Annotated in this window: 11 protein-coding genes; 6 read left to right on the forward strand and 5 right to left on the reverse strand. The window is 65.8% G+C overall.

Features of this window, described 5'->3' with window-relative positions; translation table 11 throughout:
* Positions 1 to 72 precede the first annotated feature (72 nt).
* Positions 73 to 1206 (reverse strand): FAD-dependent oxidoreductase, encoded by a 1134-nt coding sequence (locus ABWI07_RS05840; protein WP_353817840.1) that lies wholly within the window; start codon positions 1204 to 1206, stop codon positions 73 to 75.
* Between the two features lie 1353 nt (positions 1207 to 2559).
* On the opposite strand from ABWI07_RS05840, the gene ABWI07_RS05845 reads away from it, so the two are divergent.
* Positions 2560 to 3903, forward strand: a complete 1344-nt coding sequence (locus ABWI07_RS05845) for a tyrosine-type recombinase/integrase (RefSeq protein WP_353817841.1) — start codon at positions 2560 to 2562, stop codon at positions 3901 to 3903.
* A gap of 513 nt (positions 3904 to 4416) precedes the next feature.
* On the forward strand, positions 4417 to 5718 hold the full coding sequence (locus tag ABWI07_RS05850; protein WP_353817842.1) for a hypothetical protein: 1302 nt from the start codon (positions 4417 to 4419) through the stop codon (positions 5716 to 5718).
* A gap of 554 nt (positions 5719 to 6272) precedes the next feature.
* Here ABWI07_RS05850 and ABWI07_RS05855 read toward each other — a convergent pair.
* Positions 6273 to 6854, reverse strand: coding sequence for a hypothetical protein (locus ABWI07_RS05855; protein ID WP_353817843.1), 582 nt, complete (start codon positions 6852 to 6854; stop codon positions 6273 to 6275).
* Between the two features lie 642 nt (positions 6855 to 7496).
* Between ABWI07_RS05855 and ABWI07_RS05860 the strand changes: the two genes are divergently transcribed.
* From ABWI07_RS05860 to ABWI07_RS05870, 3 genes are all read left to right on the forward strand, one after another.
* Positions 7497 to 7955, forward strand: a complete 459-nt coding sequence (locus ABWI07_RS05860; RefSeq protein WP_353817844.1) for an NUDIX domain-containing protein — start codon at positions 7497 to 7499, stop codon at positions 7953 to 7955.
* The gene (locus tag ABWI07_RS05865; protein WP_353817845.1) at positions 7955 to 8548 is read left to right on the forward strand and encodes a DUF6879 family protein; all 594 of its coding nucleotides are present in this window, start codon (positions 7955 to 7957) and stop codon (positions 8546 to 8548) included. The genes ABWI07_RS05860 and ABWI07_RS05865 overlap by 1 nt, the downstream gene beginning before the upstream one ends.
* 190 nt (positions 8549 to 8738) lie before the next feature.
* A complete protein-coding gene (locus ABWI07_RS05870; protein ID WP_353817846.1) occupies positions 8739 to 9497 on the forward strand; it encodes an FkbM family methyltransferase in 759 nt (252 codons plus the stop codon).
* On the opposite strand, the gene ABWI07_RS05875 is transcribed toward ABWI07_RS05870, so the two are convergent.
* The 3 genes from ABWI07_RS05875 to ABWI07_RS05885 form a co-directional block, all read right to left on the reverse strand.
* Positions 9494 to 12991, reverse strand: a complete 3498-nt coding sequence (locus ABWI07_RS05875) for a phosphotransferase (RefSeq protein WP_353817847.1) — start codon at positions 12989 to 12991, stop codon at positions 9494 to 9496. The genes ABWI07_RS05870 and ABWI07_RS05875 overlap by 4 nt on opposite strands.
* 325 nt (positions 12992 to 13316) lie before the next feature.
* Positions 13317 to 13523, reverse strand: coding sequence for a DUF397 domain-containing protein (locus ABWI07_RS05880; RefSeq protein WP_353817848.1), 207 nt, complete (start codon positions 13521 to 13523; stop codon positions 13317 to 13319).
* On the reverse strand, positions 13520 to 14329 hold the full coding sequence (locus ABWI07_RS05885; RefSeq protein WP_353817849.1) for a helix-turn-helix domain-containing protein: 810 nt from the start codon (positions 14327 to 14329) through the stop codon (positions 13520 to 13522). The genes ABWI07_RS05880 and ABWI07_RS05885 overlap by 4 nt, the downstream gene beginning before the upstream one ends.
* A gap of 396 nt (positions 14330 to 14725) precedes the next feature.
* Here ABWI07_RS05885 and ABWI07_RS05890 point away from each other — a divergent pair, with 396 nt between their 5' ends.
* On the forward strand, positions 14726 to 15112 hold the full coding sequence (locus ABWI07_RS05890; RefSeq protein WP_353817850.1) for an ATP-binding protein: 387 nt from the start codon (positions 14726 to 14728) through the stop codon (positions 15110 to 15112).
* Positions 15113 to 15301: the final 189 nt, after the last annotated feature.

Genomic DNA, 15301 nt, shown 5'->3' on the forward strand with positions numbered 1-15301 from the left:
ACCGAACGGCTCTCCGGGACCAAAGGCTCCGAGCGGTTGAGATCCGCCACGCTCGGCGTCAGCCAGCAGTGGTCATGCTGCTCGGAGGCGGTTGCTGGTGGCTCGCAGGAAGGTCGTCAGGGCCTTCGTCGTCTGCGCGTCGGGTGCCGCTGACATGCCGCGGAGGACGGGTTCGGATTGCAGCATGCTCAGCGGGCCGTCGGCGAATCGGCCGGAGGCCGCGATCGATGAGGCGAGGCGGGCGCGGTGGTGACGCTGCGGGCCGTAATGCGTGAGCCGTCCCTCTCCCTGGGCCAGCAGGCTCAGGAGGAGGGACACGTCCTCCAGCGCCTGATTGGCCCCCTGGGCCATGAATGGGGGCATCCCGTGTATGGCGTCTCCGATCAGTACGCCGCGTCCCTTGCCCCAGTGGCGTGGGATGGCGTGCCGGTGGTTCGGGAAGATCTGCACGTCGTCGTCGGTGAGTTCGCTCAGCAGGTCGGGGACCGGCCAGGTCCAGCCGCCGAAGCGCCGGCGAAGTCGGTCGAGGGGGCTTCCGGCGGGGTCTCCGGGCGTCCACGGGACGTCGAAGAACCACCACACGCGGCCATTGCCCGCCGGCCCGAGGCCCGCCTTGCCCTCCCGGCCCGCGAGCAGAAGTGAGCGTCCGCCGAGATCCAGCGTGGAGCGGGTGAGCCCTTGCCAGGTTGCCGTACCGGTCGGCTTCGGGCCACCGGCGCCGAACAGCGCCGTACGGACGCGGGACCACATGCCGTCCGCGCCGATCAGGAGATCCGCGGTATGGACGGCCCCGGATTCGGTCTCGTTCCGCACGGTTCGGCCCTGCTGCCGGTACCGCGCGAAGCGTTCCCCGAACTGCACCGTCCCCGAGGAAAGCCCCTGGTGAAGCCGGGTCAGCAGGTCGCCCCTCGGGACGCACAGACAGGGGGCGCCGAGCCGGGCTTCCAGCTTCTCCCCGGGCATGGTCATGACCTGCCGTCCGCGTGCGCTGAGCATCGCGAAACCGGACAGCCGCGTGCCGAGCCCGGCGACGTCCACGCCGAGGTCGCGCAGCACGGTCGTGCCGTTGGGCCACACCATGATCGCGCCGCCCGCGTCCCGGAGACCGTCCGCCCGCTCCAGCACCGTGACCCGGTGCCCGGCGGACAGAAGACCCCGCGCGGCCGCGAGCCCACTGATCCCTGCCCCCACAATGAGAATCCGCATCCCGGCCCCTATCCACGACACGGCGTAGTACTACGTTTTGTAGAGTAACGATCGGGCCCCTGCAAGACCCAACATTGGACGCGGCGTCAGCACCCCGACCCCTGCCCGCCCGTCGGGCAGGGGTCGGGGCGAAAGCGGTGACCGAGGAGGAGCAGTCGTCGATGAGTTCGTCTCGCCGGTGCTGGGCAGGCGCTCATCCCGGGGGCGGGTCAGCCCCCTCAGTCGGGGCGGATTCCGTCCTCCTTGAGGCGATAGATCGCATCTTCTGACAGTCCGCAGCTTTCGAAGGATTCGCCTACGAGGCGATTCCACCGCCAGAGCGAAACGGAATTAGGAGATCGTTGAGAGGTGAATAACTGGATAATCTCGAGTTGCCAAAATGCATACACGGATGAAGTGCTTAGTCTTACGCTACCCCCGTCGAGCAACGACAAGGCGAGACGGGGAGAGCAATGGCGCGACGCCTGACCAAAGCCGAAAAGCGACGTAACGCGATCTTGATTTGGTGGGGCGCGGTCATCGTACTCGCGATATCGGCTTGGAAGTCCGGCCGTCCAGAGTTGTGGATCCTGCCGCTACTGACATGGGTTGTGTGCCGTGCCCACACTCTGCGGCGTCGAGACGAGCAGAGGCTTTCCCTGCAGGAATCCCGCGAGCGGGCGGCTAATGGCTTGTACGCACCAGCCCTCCCATGCGGTCTACAAGACCGATGCTCTCCTCAGAATTCTGGGATTTCGCCGCAGCCCCCGGCAGGTGACCGCGCCAGCACCTCGCCCCGGTGCCGAGTCGGCTCCCCACTACAGCGAACCTGCGCCCGGACAGCCGACCATCGAGCGGAAGCAAACGCTCATGACCGCCCTGACGCTAATCGGAACAGCCGCAGGAGTGATCCAGGTGCTCTTGGCCGTCACAATGGCCTGACAGCGTGCCGTTCCGCGCCTTCGACTTTCTCAAAGAAACAGCATCGACCAGGACCTGCGCGCCCTCGTCTCATCGCCTGGCCACACCACGCCACCCTCGTGACCACCGCATCGGGCCGCCACGCCAGACGAAGTGGAATCAACGTCCGTGGATGAAAGACGGCAAAAAGATTTCGAGGTCGGCTCCTTGTTGGAGAACCGATCTCTGATCTGGCATTTCGCGTCCCGGGCGGCCGGATTTGAACCCACGACCTCTTCATCCCGAAGGGCATATTGTACGTTTTCTGCGGCTCGCAGAAAACGCTGGATCTCGATAAAATCCCAGGTAGATGGCCTGTTCGGCTGCCAGTGCGTGATCTTCAGGGTCACGCCATCACTCGCAGTCCGGGGTCAAACGAGGGTCAGATGATCAAGCCTGGGAGGCGGGAAGTCCATGGGGCAGACACGCAAGAGAGTGGGTAAGGACGGCAAGCCACGTTACACGGCCTACTACGACGACATTCGCGGCCAGCGAAGGTCTGCTGGAACCTTTGCGAGCAAGAAAGAAGCGGACAAAGCATGGCAGCGCGCCGAAGTGAAAGTCTCGGAAGGGAGAACCGGAGAACCTGCCCGCGGAAGGCAGCGATTCAGAGACTACGTCGAGAACACCTGGCTCCCGAACCATGAGATGGAAGCGAGCACCCGGGAGGGCTACACCTACGCCATCTACAAGCACCTCATGCCGGAGTTCGGCGGTATGCGGATGGTCGACATCCTCCCCGAGCACGTCCGAGCCTGGATCGCCAAGCTCAAGAACCAGGGCATGAAGCCCGTGACCATCCAGTGCAACAAGATCATCCCCAGTGCCATCTTCACCACGGCACTGGACGACCAGGTCACCTACCTACACCCCTGCCGTGGGGTGAAGTCGCCGCCCATCGCGCGCAAGCCTCTCCAGATCGTCACCCCCGAGCAGTTCGACGACGTCTACAACGCCCTCCCCGAAGGCACCTTCCGCCTCCTGGCCGAGACCGAGATCGAGAGCGGCCTCCGCTGGGGCGAGCTCAGCGAGCTGCGTCCCAAGGACCTCAACCTCAAGACGCGCATCCTCACGGTCAGCCGCACGGTCGTGGAGCTCAACCCGAAGTTCCACCCAGAAGGCGGCCACTTCCTCGTCAAGGACTACCCGAAGGACAAGGAGTACCGCCGCTTCAAGCTCAGCGCTCAGATGACCGAGAAGCTCGAAGAGCACATCAGAGCGGCGCGCCTCACCCGAGACGACCTCTTCTTCCACATGCCGCCCCAGGACAAGCCCCGAGCCCGCATCACCGAGATCCCAGACCCGGAGACCCTCGGCCGAACCGAACCCAACGAGAAGGGCCGCACCTACAACCATGGCACGCTCAGCGGCTACACCGCCGGCCGCTGCCGCTGCGACTACTGCCGAGGCGCCTTCTCCCTCTACCGAGCCGCCCGCCGCGCCAACGGCAAAGACAACCCGCGCCCCCTCCGCACGCGTATGACGGACGGCCACATCCCCAACGACTGGTTCCGCCGCAACATCTGGAACCCAGCCATCGCCGCCGCCGGCCTCGACTTCAGGCCGACCATGCGCGACCTACGCCACGCCCACGCCTCCTGGCTCCTCAACGGCGGCGCCGACCTACAGATAGTCAAAGAACGCCTAGGCCACGCCTCCATCGCCACCACAGAGCGCTACCTACACACCCTCCCCGACGCCGACGAAACAGCCCTCGAAGCCCTCGCCAGAACCCGAGGCCGTTCTACGAACCAGTAGAACCGAAGCAGGCGCCACGCTGGTGGACGTCCAGGAGTTGGCCGATCGCGGAGTCGAGACAGCCACGGTTGGTAAAGGCTCGGGCCATGTCGGTGTGAAGCCGAGCCTGCCGCTCGTGGGTGGGCGATGCCAGGAGAGGAAGGTAATACCTCAACCTCGTTAACGAGAAGGAACATTTTTCCATCTGCTCTGAAATGGTGAGAAGAGAATCTGTGGACGAGTGGGTATGCCACCATTCGCTGATAACAACGACCAAAGCCAGACCAGATGCAGTCACTCCTCGCTTTTGTCAGGGGCTTGGTTTTGTGGTGTGGGCATGGCCCATGAACCTCCTGGAGTAGCGGACGCCCTGCTGATTGCAGCAAGGCCAACGAACGGCCTGGAGGTCCAAGGTTGTTCAGCGCCCCAGGGGTGCCGCCTGGCCTGTTTGTGCCAGGCATCCCCCGGATAGGCTGCTCGCCTGAAAGCGGGCGGAGCAGGCATTAGGCTCTCGGTGGAGAACAAGGGGAGACGATGACTGATGACCGCACGGCAATAGTTCCGGTGTGGACGCTGGCGACTGCTGACGTCGGGGTCCCGACTCTGACCGGGGACGAGCCGATGACGGCTGAGCGCCTGGTTGAACTGCGCAGCGCGCTGGCTGTCCTGGCCGACGCGCCAATCGCCACACTCGAGGTGCATCCGCTGCCCGAGAAGCTCGACCGCGGCCCGGGCCTGCCGTTGGATGCAGCGAGTCCCTTGGCGCAGCACCTGTCGCAGCTCATCACACAATCAGCGCAGCGTTCCTCCGCGGCAACCGCCTCCGGCGAGGGCCTGTATCGCCTGGTGGTCCCGGCGAAGTGCGCCGCCGAGTTCGGGCAGGGCATCGTTCGCCCGATGGCATCGAAGACGGTGGCCGGCGGAATCCATGGTCCACTCGTGAACTCAACGGGCATCGTCGGCAGCGCGACGTTCGTCCCAGTAGGTAAAGCGGCAGCAGCGGGCGCAGCCGGTGGAGCCGGCACCACGGCTGGCGTCGTGGTCGGGGGCAGCGCGGCGCTTACCGTGGCCGCGCCGCTCGTACTCATGGCCGTAGCGGTGGGGGTGAGCGCGCACGCGGACTACAAACGCCAGCAGGCCATCGAGCACATCACAGAACTGCTGGAGCAACTACACGAAGACAAGCTCGAGGACGAGCGCAACCAGCTCGACGGCTGCCGCGACGCTATTGACAAAGCCACCGCTATCCTGCTTGACCAAGGCAAGCTCGGTGTCTCGCTGGGATTGGACTCCGCGTCGTACGCGATCAGCACGGCGTTGGTCGCCGCCGAGCGGCGCCTCGCCAAGTGGCGGAGCGCGCTCGACGCGTTGCCCGACGGCGCGCCCGTCGAGATCGGCACGCTGACCAAGTCGTTCCCCGGCCTCGCGGACGACCGTGGCGGGATGTTCCGCGCCCATCTCGAGCTTGCCGCCCTGGCGATCGCGCTGGAGCGGCGGGTCATCGTCCTCCAGGCCGTCGAGCATGCCCAGAGCGACCCCGGCAACCCGTTCGAAAACTTCATCCGCCAACTCAAGGATCACCAGCAGCGCCTCGACAACCTGGAGTCGGGCATCGCCAGCGTCCTCCTACGCCTGTCAGCGTTGGAACTGGCACGCCCGTCCAGTTTGCGGCCCGTCTTCACGACCAGTGAGGTCGAGCGCCTGATGCGCACGGCGCACAGGATTCGCAAGCTGGGCGACGGCGTCACATTCGACAGCCGCGCGACGGACGTGGCGATCGAGATCGCCCGCGACAAGGACGGCTCGGTGGCCGTGTTCCCTGCGCTGCCCGCGTAGGGAAATGGGGATCCAGGGGGACCGACGTGTAACGCCCGGGAGAATCGTGCACCAGCCATCGCCGCAGCTGGCTTCGGCTGCAGTCCACCATGCGCGACCTACGCCGCGCCCGTGCCTCCTGGCTCTCCTACGGTGGCGCAGACCTCTAGATAATCGAAACACTGGAGCACTCGGGGAGGAGCTCTCTCCCCGGAGTTGTTGGGGCAGTTGATGTGAACTGGGGGCCCGTGCCGATGCGTCGCACCGGTCACCACCTGGTCGGCAGCTCAAGCGTGGTCTCCGACCTGGTAAGACGAGATTTCGCCGCCGGGCAGCCGACGTCAAAGGGAATATACCCCTTACATTAAAACCTGGCTTGGACTCCGCTCTTGCTCACGACCATGCTAGTTGTCACGCCAACTGACATGGTCGTCCGTTCCTGCTTGAGCGTGCTGGCCAGGGAACCTGCTTCGCCCCATCCATGAACGACGCCTTGGGCTTGCGGCGTTCCGGAGGCTTGGCTACCTGGGTGTACCATCGGTGCCGCGCTGAATCCGTTCGGGGTAAACCGGTAGTTAAACCGACATGCTGGGCTCAACGAGATACCACAACTTTTTCTCGAACTCCTCTCGGGAAACTCTCTCTGCTACGAGATCCTTGAGACATTCGCAGCTGGGAACGACGCCCGCGATCTCGCAGACGAAGACGCCGAGAATCCGAACAGAATGGGCGGTCGCGGCGAGCTTTTGCTCGATCGTAGTCGTGATTCCCAGGTCAGAAGCAAGGCGCTTGGCTATCTTCTGGACAACGAGGGGTGCGCCAGCGCTACGAGCGGCGGCTGCAGCTGCCTCGCCAGGAAGCTGGCTGATCTCGGCTTTGATGGCGAGAAGTTCGCGGGCTGTCTGGGCGAGAGGGTGGCAGAGACCGATACTTCGATGTTGCAGGAGTTCGGCCCATAGTTTTCCGCCGATCTGCCGTACCGATTGTTCTGCGATCCTTCCTCGCCAGTCGACAGGAATCTTCTGAACGATGACGATGGCATCCGAAAGGGTGAGAGGAGTCATCTCGGTTGGCGATTTTTCTGCAGGCACCGGCTGGTGGGGCAGTGTCTCAAAGAGGTGATTGGGTGACCCGCCGGACGGCCAGCTTCCTCCCACATTTTTTCGTGGTACGGGCCCGTTCACGTGATCGCTGCAGGTCGCGGCCTTTACTCGGCGTCGGCAACCGCTGCCCTTCTGTGTCTCCACCCCGCAGTAATGAGCCATGAGGTAACGATGCGAATATCCGCGTTGAGTTCCTACTATCGTTAGAGTTAGTTCACTGACCCTGTCCTAATGCTGCTGTTTTGGGGGCTACGTGCGGTGTGCTTGTGGCATGAGGGCGCCCTTGTGGTTTGGGGTCGGAGATTGCTCTATGTGAGCTGCGATCTTCACGATGCCGTGGGTCGGAGGATGGCTACCCAGATGGCCGATTCGGAGGCCCACTCCATCATCTGCGCGGCAACGTGCTTGCATACGCGACGATCACCCCTGCGGCGATCGAGGAGCGGGCGCATCCGAGGCTTCTCGACGGCCGCTCAAGAGGCCCGCTTCCAGTTCCGGCCCCGCCAACTTTCCTGCGGCTGGGGCGATGCGACGACGCGTGCTTGGCAACAGCCGTGGAGCGGGGCGCTGCCGCCGTATGCGGAGCTGACCGGACCGCAGTAGCGCCCCGCCCGCGCTCGTGCAGGCATCGATACTGCGGTCAACACCTCTACGAAGAATCCTTGCTCCCCTCCTCTGCCGGACTACCCTGCCAACGTGACCACCACATCGGGGCTCGACATCCAGCAGCTGTATGTCGACGCCAACCGTGACGGCATCGCCAAACTCGTGATCGGCGCCATCGTCCACACCGAGGGCCAGGTGCTCATCCTGCGCCGCTCTGCCAAGGACACCTTCATGGCCGGCATCGAAGAACTCCCATCAGGTGGTGTCGAGCCTGGCGAGAACCTGCTCACTGCGCTGGAGCGCGAACTCGCCGAAGAAATCGACTGGGCCGACGAACTCCCCCTCGATCCCGGCTTTGTCACTCATTTCGACTACATCTCCGGATCTGGCCGCAGAGCCCGTCAATACACGTTCGGCGTGCCTCACCAAGGTCGGCCCATCGTCCTGAGCAGCGAGCACACCGCCTACCGATGGCTCGACCCTGCTGACCTGGACGACTCCGACGTCACTGCCGAGACCGCTCAAGCGATCCGGGACTGGGTCGGATAATGCATCAACCGCCTGCATGGGCGCTGGACGGCGGCGAACGGCTCACCCTGGAGGGCTTCCTGGGGGCGTTCGGGGAAGCTTGGGCACGTACCGAGCGCCGCTTCCTCAAGTTGGAATGCTGGCAGTCATACCGCGAGGCCGACGGTGTCCGATCGCAGGAGGCATTCCAGGCGGGTGACAGCACGCGCGCGCGCCGTCTGCTGGAGGTAGAGGCGATGGAGGACCAGCCTCTTCGTGACGAGGTGAGGGCGCGGAACCTGGAGTTCACTCGGGTGCGGCTGCTCTCCTATCCCCTCAGCGACTACCTGCGCTACGAAATGATCAATTATGAGGTGCGGAGCCGGCTGGGAGAGCGCATCGAGTTCTTCCTGCCACCGTCTCCCGTCCATAGTTACTTTGACTTCCTGCTGTTCGACTCCCATACCGCCCTCATCCATGACTACGGGTCCGGGCCCGTCGGCTATCAGATCGGTGGCTGGCTCACCCACGCCCGGAAGGCGCTGAATTCCCTGGCCGACATCGCCGCCGACCTGCGCACTCACGGTGAGCGGGCGTGGCCGCTAGGAGGCAGCCGGGACCGCCCTCGCGCCTAATCTGGCGGTGCCATGTCAGGCGGAATGAGGTGTTCCGGCTCATCAGTCTTGCGATCACCGCGGGGCTCCCTGCAGTCGAGTTCCCGAGTCTCGGCTGGTGCTGCAGAGGGGCCCCGTGAAGAACGGGCCCCGCACATCAGCGATCCGGTGGCGTGAGGCAGACGAGCTCGACGCGGTTACGGTTGGCGGTATGGGGTCGAACCTGCCCGCTGGGTGCGATGTGGTCGCGTATGGCGGGAACGCCGAGGACGTTGTGCTGATGCGGGCCTTCGGTGACCGGCATGGCGGGTTCTTCGTGGATGTTGGGGCTGGGAACCCGGTCCAGGGGTCGCTCACCAAGAACTTGGTGGACCGGCTCGGATGGCGCGGAGTCAACATTGAGCCGCTGCCCGAGCGCTTCGAGAGCTTGCGGGCTGCCCGGCCGGGTGATGTGACGCTGGACGTGGCGATCGGGGAGCAGCCTGGTCTGGCGAGTTTCTTCCGGATCGTTCCGGGGCCGGGGAAGACCGGTGGCGGTGGCCTCAGCACTCTGGAGCGGGATGTGCTGGCGCTGCACCTTGCCGATGGATGGCGTTGTGAGGAGTTGCGCGTCGAGGTGACGCGGTTGGAGACGGTGCTGTCGGATTACGCGCAGCCAGGGTTCGATCTGTTGAAGGTGGATGTCGAGGGGGCTGAGGCGTCCGTATTGGCATCGGCGGATCTGGCGGCGTGGCGGCCGCGGGCGATCGTGATCGAGGCGACGGTGCCCTTGAGCTCGCATCCCAGCCATCATGAGTGGGAGCCCGGCGTGCTGGCGGCGGGGTATGAGTTGGCGCTGTTCGACGGGCTGAACCGCTTCTATGCGCGCGACGACGAGCCTGAGCTCCGTGAGCGGTTGTCGGTGCCGGCCAACGTGCTGGACAACTACATCCCGTATCGATGGGCGGTGCGGCTGGGCCTGGCGGTTTAGAAGCTCAGCTCGTCTTCCACTAGCGCCAGTAGGTCCGGATGGTTGTCGCGCAGATGACGGGCTATCCACTGGCCGTCTGTGTCGGATAGTCCCAGCGCGACGGTGTCGATGAAGCGTCGCAAGAGCATGAGCGGCAGCAGTGCGTCCAGGGCCGCCTGATCGACTTCGCCGTAGCCTTCCAGGAGTGGCTCGGTCGACCCGCCGTGTGGAAGGTCCACGGCAAGCGCCCAGGCCAGGTCGAGCATCGGCGGGCCCTGTTCGACGGCGCCGGGGTCCAGGACGCCGGTGAGGGTGTCGCCGTCGAACAGCGCGTTATGGCCGACGGCAACATCCCCGTGGATCGGCGTCATTTGCACGGCTTCGCAGGCGTCACTGAAGCGTTGGGCGAGAGCAGGGTAGGCGCGAGGGGCGGCACGGCGTGCCCAGCCGAGCAGGACGCCGAGCGCGCCAGGGTCGTCCAGCCGCAGGCCGGCGGCCGGGCTGTGCGAGTGCCACGAGCGCAGCATGCGTCCCAGCGCGCGCTGCTGCCCGGGAGTCGGGTGGTCGCTGTGTGTTCCAGGGAGCCGTTCGAGGACGGCCCACCAGGCGCCGCCAGGAACAGTGCCGTAGTCGAGGAGTCGTGGGGCCGGGATGCCGGTCGCGGTGCCGAGGCGCTCCAAGTGCAGGGCGGTCTCCAGGCGCTCGTGGGCGCGGCGCTGGAGTTTGATGACGGTGCGTTCCCCGTTGATGATCCCGTCGTCGGCTTGCTGGATGGGTGGCCCATCGAATGCCGGAGAGGCGGACGCTGACCGCACGGTGCGATCGAGGACATCGCCGGGTAGCCGGTTGGTGGGGATGAACGCCTGTCGGTCAGCCACGTCGAGCGGTGCGCACACACTACGGTGCTGGCGCCAAAGCCGGTCTAGTGGCTCCTTCCAACGCTGTAGGGCGGTTTCGGTGCTGTCCAGCCATCGCAAGGCCGCATCCCCTGGGGCAGGGACGCTGGTCCACAAGCTGGTCACGTGGACCCAGACGGGTAGGCACTCGGGTTGCGGGCCTTGGGAGGACGCGGCGAGTCGCATGGCGATGGCCGTGGCTTGGTCGATGCGTCCGTCGGCGGCGTACTGCAGTACCCGGATGGCTTCCGCGGGGGTGAGTTCCCCGGTGGCGCCGAGCTCTTCGTACTGGCGGGCTGCGCTTTCCAAGAGGTCTGCGGCCTGCGCATGCTCGCCGCGTAGGGCGTGAGCCATGGAGGCGGCCAGGTCGCATTGGGCCACACCGATCAGTTCCCCGACGGCGGAGTTGAGGTCGCGGGCTCGGGGGACGAGAGCGAGGGTGCGGTCGGGGTCATACCACATCAGTGCGAGGGCCAGGTGGCGCAGGGCGCGGGCTTCCCACAACGGCGTTCCCGCGGCCTGGGCGGCTTCCAGCGTGGTCTCGAAGAGGCGGACGGCGTCGGCGAAACGGGCGTTGTGGATGTAGGTGTGGCCGAGCATGTCGGCGACACGGATGCGGTCGAGGCCTTCGTCGGTGGCCTTGTTCATCAGCTCGGCGACCTGCCGGTAGTCACCGCGGCGAAGGGCGTTGTCGGCCAAGCCGAACAGAGCGCTCGCGCCGATCAGCGAGCCGTCGGGTGTGATCGCCGACAGGTGACCGATCGCTTCGTCCAAGTGTCCCGCGACGTGTGCGCGGGTGCCCAGCTCCCAGCGGTAGTAGTCGGCGAATGGGTCGGTGGACTCGGGGGTTGCGTGCCTGCTGACGAGCCTCTGCATCGCCTGGTAGCGGTCCTCGGCGTTGAGGTCGCCGCGGGTGGTCAGCCGGGCGACGGCGGACAGCCGCGTTAGCTCGGGTGCTGCGTCCGGTGCGGGGAGGGACGCCAGGACCTGCCAGTGGCCGGCGACGCTCAGGCTGTAGGCGAGGTCGGCCAGCACCGGCGGCAGTACGCCGTGCTCGATCGCGGCACGCAACAGCAGTAAGAACGCGGCGACAGTCCGGCGGCTCCGCTCAGCCAGCGAGGACGACTCTTCCTCGTCCCAGATCGACAACGCGACCTTCGCGAGGTGGTTGATGGCGCGCTGCAGGTGTTCGCGACGTTCACTGAGGGTCCATCCATCGGGTGTGTGGGCGTCACAGTCCAGGACACTGCGTCGCAGGTTGTCGTGCAGCCGGTAGGCGGGCCACACCGACTCCTCGCGCCGGACGAACGGGCGGGAGGTGAAGGCCTCGATCCGCCGGCGGCGGATGCCCGGGAGCATCGCTTGCAGCAGGTCGGCATCGAACGCTTCGAGCAGCGCGGCGGCACGCAGGAGGTCACGATCGGTCTCCGACAGGTCCCTCATCGTCCGCAGCACCGGCTCGGGGAACCCGAGTCCGAACACCTCCGGGGGCGGCGCCTGGCCGCGCGCGAGGTACTGCCCATACAGGCTCGCCGACAGGTCCAGATACAACGGTGACCCGCCGGATCCGGAGATCATCCGGTTCCGCACCGCCTCGTCAATGGCGGGGCGGTCGTCCACGGTCAGCCGCGTCGTCAGGTACTCGTTCGCGGACACCGGGTCGAAGCCGTCCAGCCTGAGCTGGACCGGTCCGGCGAGATCAGGCCAGCGATGCGCGCCGCCGTAGGTCAGCCCAAGGGCACGGACCGGGTCGTGCCAGCCCAGCGGCAAGCGGCTGGCCGCCAGGAACGCCACGTTCGGCATCAGGTAGACCAACCGCGACACCAGGTCCTCCAGGCCGCCGCGCTCGGACGGCAGCCCTTGGACGATCTCCAGTGTGTCGAGTACACACACCGCGAGTACGGGCCTCTTGGCTCGGGCGCGTTCCAGGTCGGCCGACAGCAGGACGGGCATGTAACCGAGCATCCGGTCGGGGTCGGGCTCATCGAGGATGGGGTCGAGCGCGGGCAACTCATTGCGCAGAGACTTCAGCTTGGCCTTATGCGCGACGGTGCGTCCGAGCTTGTCCAAGACCTGGTAGGTGACGCTGATCGCGCCGAACCCGCCGAGGAACTGGTCGACGGTCCCGCTCACCTGATCCGCTGCTCGCCGTCCGTCCACCGATCCCTTGCCGAGAAAGGCGGCCAGCGACTCACCCGGATGCTTGCGCTCCCAGTAGAGGGCCAGCGCGACGTCGAAAGCCGGCCAGGAACGCGCCAGACCTCCCAGCCCAGCCCGGACGCGCAGTAGCAACGACTCGAAGCTGGAGCTGTCGGGGTCTGCGAAGTCCAGCACGGCGCACGCCCGATTCTTGGGAAGCCCGTCCAACTCTCCCCGAACCGCGAGGTCAGCGACGTGCCGCGTCAGAGTGGATTTGCCGATGCCGCCCTCTCCGGCCACCGCGAGGATGTTGACCGCAGGCCGCTGGAAGTCCATGAGCGCCGGGACGGGCCATTCACGTGCGGAGTGTTCGATCAGCCAGCGATGACACCGATCGATCTGCTCCTCCCTGTTGGTGAACACCTCGTTGGTGGCGAACGGAGCCTCAGGCCCGTAGCCGAAGAACTGGTCGATGCTCACCCGAACAGCCGACCACATGGGACCGCTCGATGACAACGCCGTCCGCAGCGTGCCCTGTGCCAGGGGTGTCGTGAGCCAAGCGGTTGAGGGCTGTGGGCTGGCCTCGTGTGCTGGAGTACCTCCGGCCGAGAGCGGCATCCCTGGCCTTCAAGGACGAGCTTGAGCCCGTCCAGATCCCTGGAGTCGCGCACAGCCGCGCACTCGGCGTTGGTCGCGCTCTCGCATGCCACCAAGGAGAGGAAGCTACGCACGCTCTTGTTACGCGAGCGAACCAATGCAGGAGGGCCGGACGTCTGGCCCTCCTGCATTTCAAGGTCGCTCTTGCCTACCGCTGAGCGTTGAAGCCGAGCTCGTTCCTCTTCGCCCTGGCGACAAGGCCGGCAAAGCTGCCGATGGAAAGCGAGAGGTGCCCGCTGCTCGGGGCCTTGCTGTCTCGTAGGCCGATGGCGTCGTCGAGCTGGGCGACCTCCACGCACTGGCCGCTCGTCCCATCGCTGGATCGGCTACTTTTGCGCCACTGGGGGGAAGTCACGTCAAGGCCTCCATCAGATGCTTGATCAGGCTCCGACTGGAGTCTACGGGGAGGGCGACCGCCCCTATGCGGTCGAACCTGTCGAGCAGTCCGTCGACCTCGGCGGCCTCTGGGACGAGCCTTCCGCCGGTGGGGGCCTCGACGTAGCCGACCTGTCCCTCCCTGACCTTGATGACCTTGAACGGCCCGTCGAGCCCGGCATTTGCGCCCGCCGTGTTCGGGACGATCCGCAGCATCACGTTCGGCAGCTCAGACACCTCAAGCAGCTTGGCGAGCTGCTCCCGCATGACCGTCCTGCCACCCACCAGGCAGGCCATGGCTGTCTCCGCCAGGAGAACCCACAGATCGGCCGGGCTTTCCTTGGTCAGGATCTGCTGCCGTGCCATCCGCGCTTCCACCATCGCGTCTACCCCTGGCTCGCGCCCCTCAACCAGGAGGGCGCGTGCGTAGGCAGGCGTCTGCAGCAGGGCAGGAATCAGCTGGCCGCTGTAGATCCGCAGCACGGACGCGCGTCCCTCAGACTCCGTGAAGTTTTTGAACCAGTTGGGGTCGTGTCCGAGCCGCGCGTACCAGAGCATGATCGTGAACGTCCCGCCGGTGTTCCACCGCTCGTCGAGGACGACCGCCTGAGCGTCGGTCAGCTTCGCTTCGCAGTTCTCCAGTCTGGAAATCGAGGAACGCGCACAGTTGAGGAGCTCGGCAAGGGCGTGTCCTGACATGCCGTGCTGCATGCGCTGGAAGCGCAGGTGGTGGGCCATCCACGCCCACATCGACGATCGCGGGTCGGGGGACTCGTTGATGTGCATCGTGTCTCCGTCCATCGGACGAATTTCCAGGTGATCCTAGGAATGGCGACACGGTAACTCTCGCGGAGCACGCTTGTCCCGGAAACTGCAGGTCAGAGCAGCGGACGGGAATTCGATTATGTCGGACAAAGCAGAACAAGAACTGCATCCAAGGCAGCGCTGTCATCTTCTGGCGTGGCTGGCTGGCCAGTTGCCGCATCACCACGTACACCCCGAGGTCCTTGGCGCCGGCGAGAGAGCCGTCCTTCGCGTCACGAGCCGTCGGACCAACAAGGTCCGTTTTATCGCCTGCGTCCCAGCCCCTCAGGCAGGGACGTGGGCCTGGGTGTGGTCGCGCGACTGGGCGCTGGTCACTGACCCTCGCGCCGTCCCGGCCATCGCGAAGGCGATGTGCTCATGACAACGTGGATCATTCTCGGTCGCGTAACCCTCCCGGCCACCCCCAAGAGCGTCGGTGAGGCCCGCCGGTTCGCCGCCGCGGTACTGGACGGCAGCGACCGCACCGCCACGGCACAACTGCTGATCTCCGAGGCCTGCACCAACAGCGTCAGGCACTCCGACTCCCGTCATGGCGGTTCGTTCACTCTCACGCTGTATGACTGCGGGAACTCCCTACGCTGCGAGGTCATCGATGCGGGCGCCGCGACCATCCCGACCCGCCACCAAGGCTCCGAACCCCGCGACCACGGCCACGGCATCGTCCTCATCGAATCCCTTGCCGCCCGCTTCGGCTACGACACCGACACTGCCGGTCGCTTGCACACCTGGTTCGAACTCGCCTGACGGCTCGCTCGCGCTGAGGCTGCGCCACCGGCCCCTGCTACTCCCGCTCTGCGGGTTGGTCAGCTGGGCCGAGTGGCGAGCTACGCCTGCGGTGCACGCATGTTGACCAGCACGCTGGGAGTCTCTTCGCGGATTTGTCCAGCGAGCCCGCCGCCACGCTTGGCTGGCGAGGCCGCGCCTCGATCCCAG

Source organism: Actinomadura sp. NPDC000600 (assembly GCF_040492135.1).
GTDB lineage: Bacteria > Actinomycetota > Actinomycetes > Streptosporangiales > Streptosporangiaceae > Spirillospora.

What these genes read in the sequence shown, in the direction of transcription:
- ABWI07_RS05840 (WP_353817840.1), bottom strand. Translation starts at nt 1,206, where the DNA reads ATGCGGATTCTCATTGTGGGGGCAGGGATCAGTGGGCTCGCGGCCGCG.
- ABWI07_RS05845 (WP_353817841.1), top strand. Translation starts at nt 2,560, where the DNA reads ATGGGGCAGACACGCAAGAGAGTGGGTAAGGACGGCAAGCCACGTTAC.
- ABWI07_RS05850 (WP_353817842.1), top strand. Translation starts at nt 4,417, where the DNA reads ATGACTGATGACCGCACGGCAATAGTTCCGGTGTGGACGCTGGCGACT.
- ABWI07_RS05865 (WP_353817845.1), top strand. Translation starts at nt 7,955, where the DNA reads ATGCATCAACCGCCTGCATGGGCGCTGGACGGCGGCGAACGGCTCACC.
- ABWI07_RS05870 (WP_353817846.1), top strand. Translation starts at nt 8,739, where the DNA reads ATGGGGTCGAACCTGCCCGCTGGGTGCGATGTGGTCGCGTATGGCGGG.
- ABWI07_RS05885 (WP_353817849.1), bottom strand. Translation starts at nt 14,329, where the DNA reads ATGCACATCAACGAGTCCCCCGACCCGCGATCGTCGATGTGGGCGTGG.
- ABWI07_RS05890 (WP_353817850.1), top strand. Translation starts at nt 14,726, where the DNA reads ATGACAACGTGGATCATTCTCGGTCGCGTAACCCTCCCGGCCACCCCC.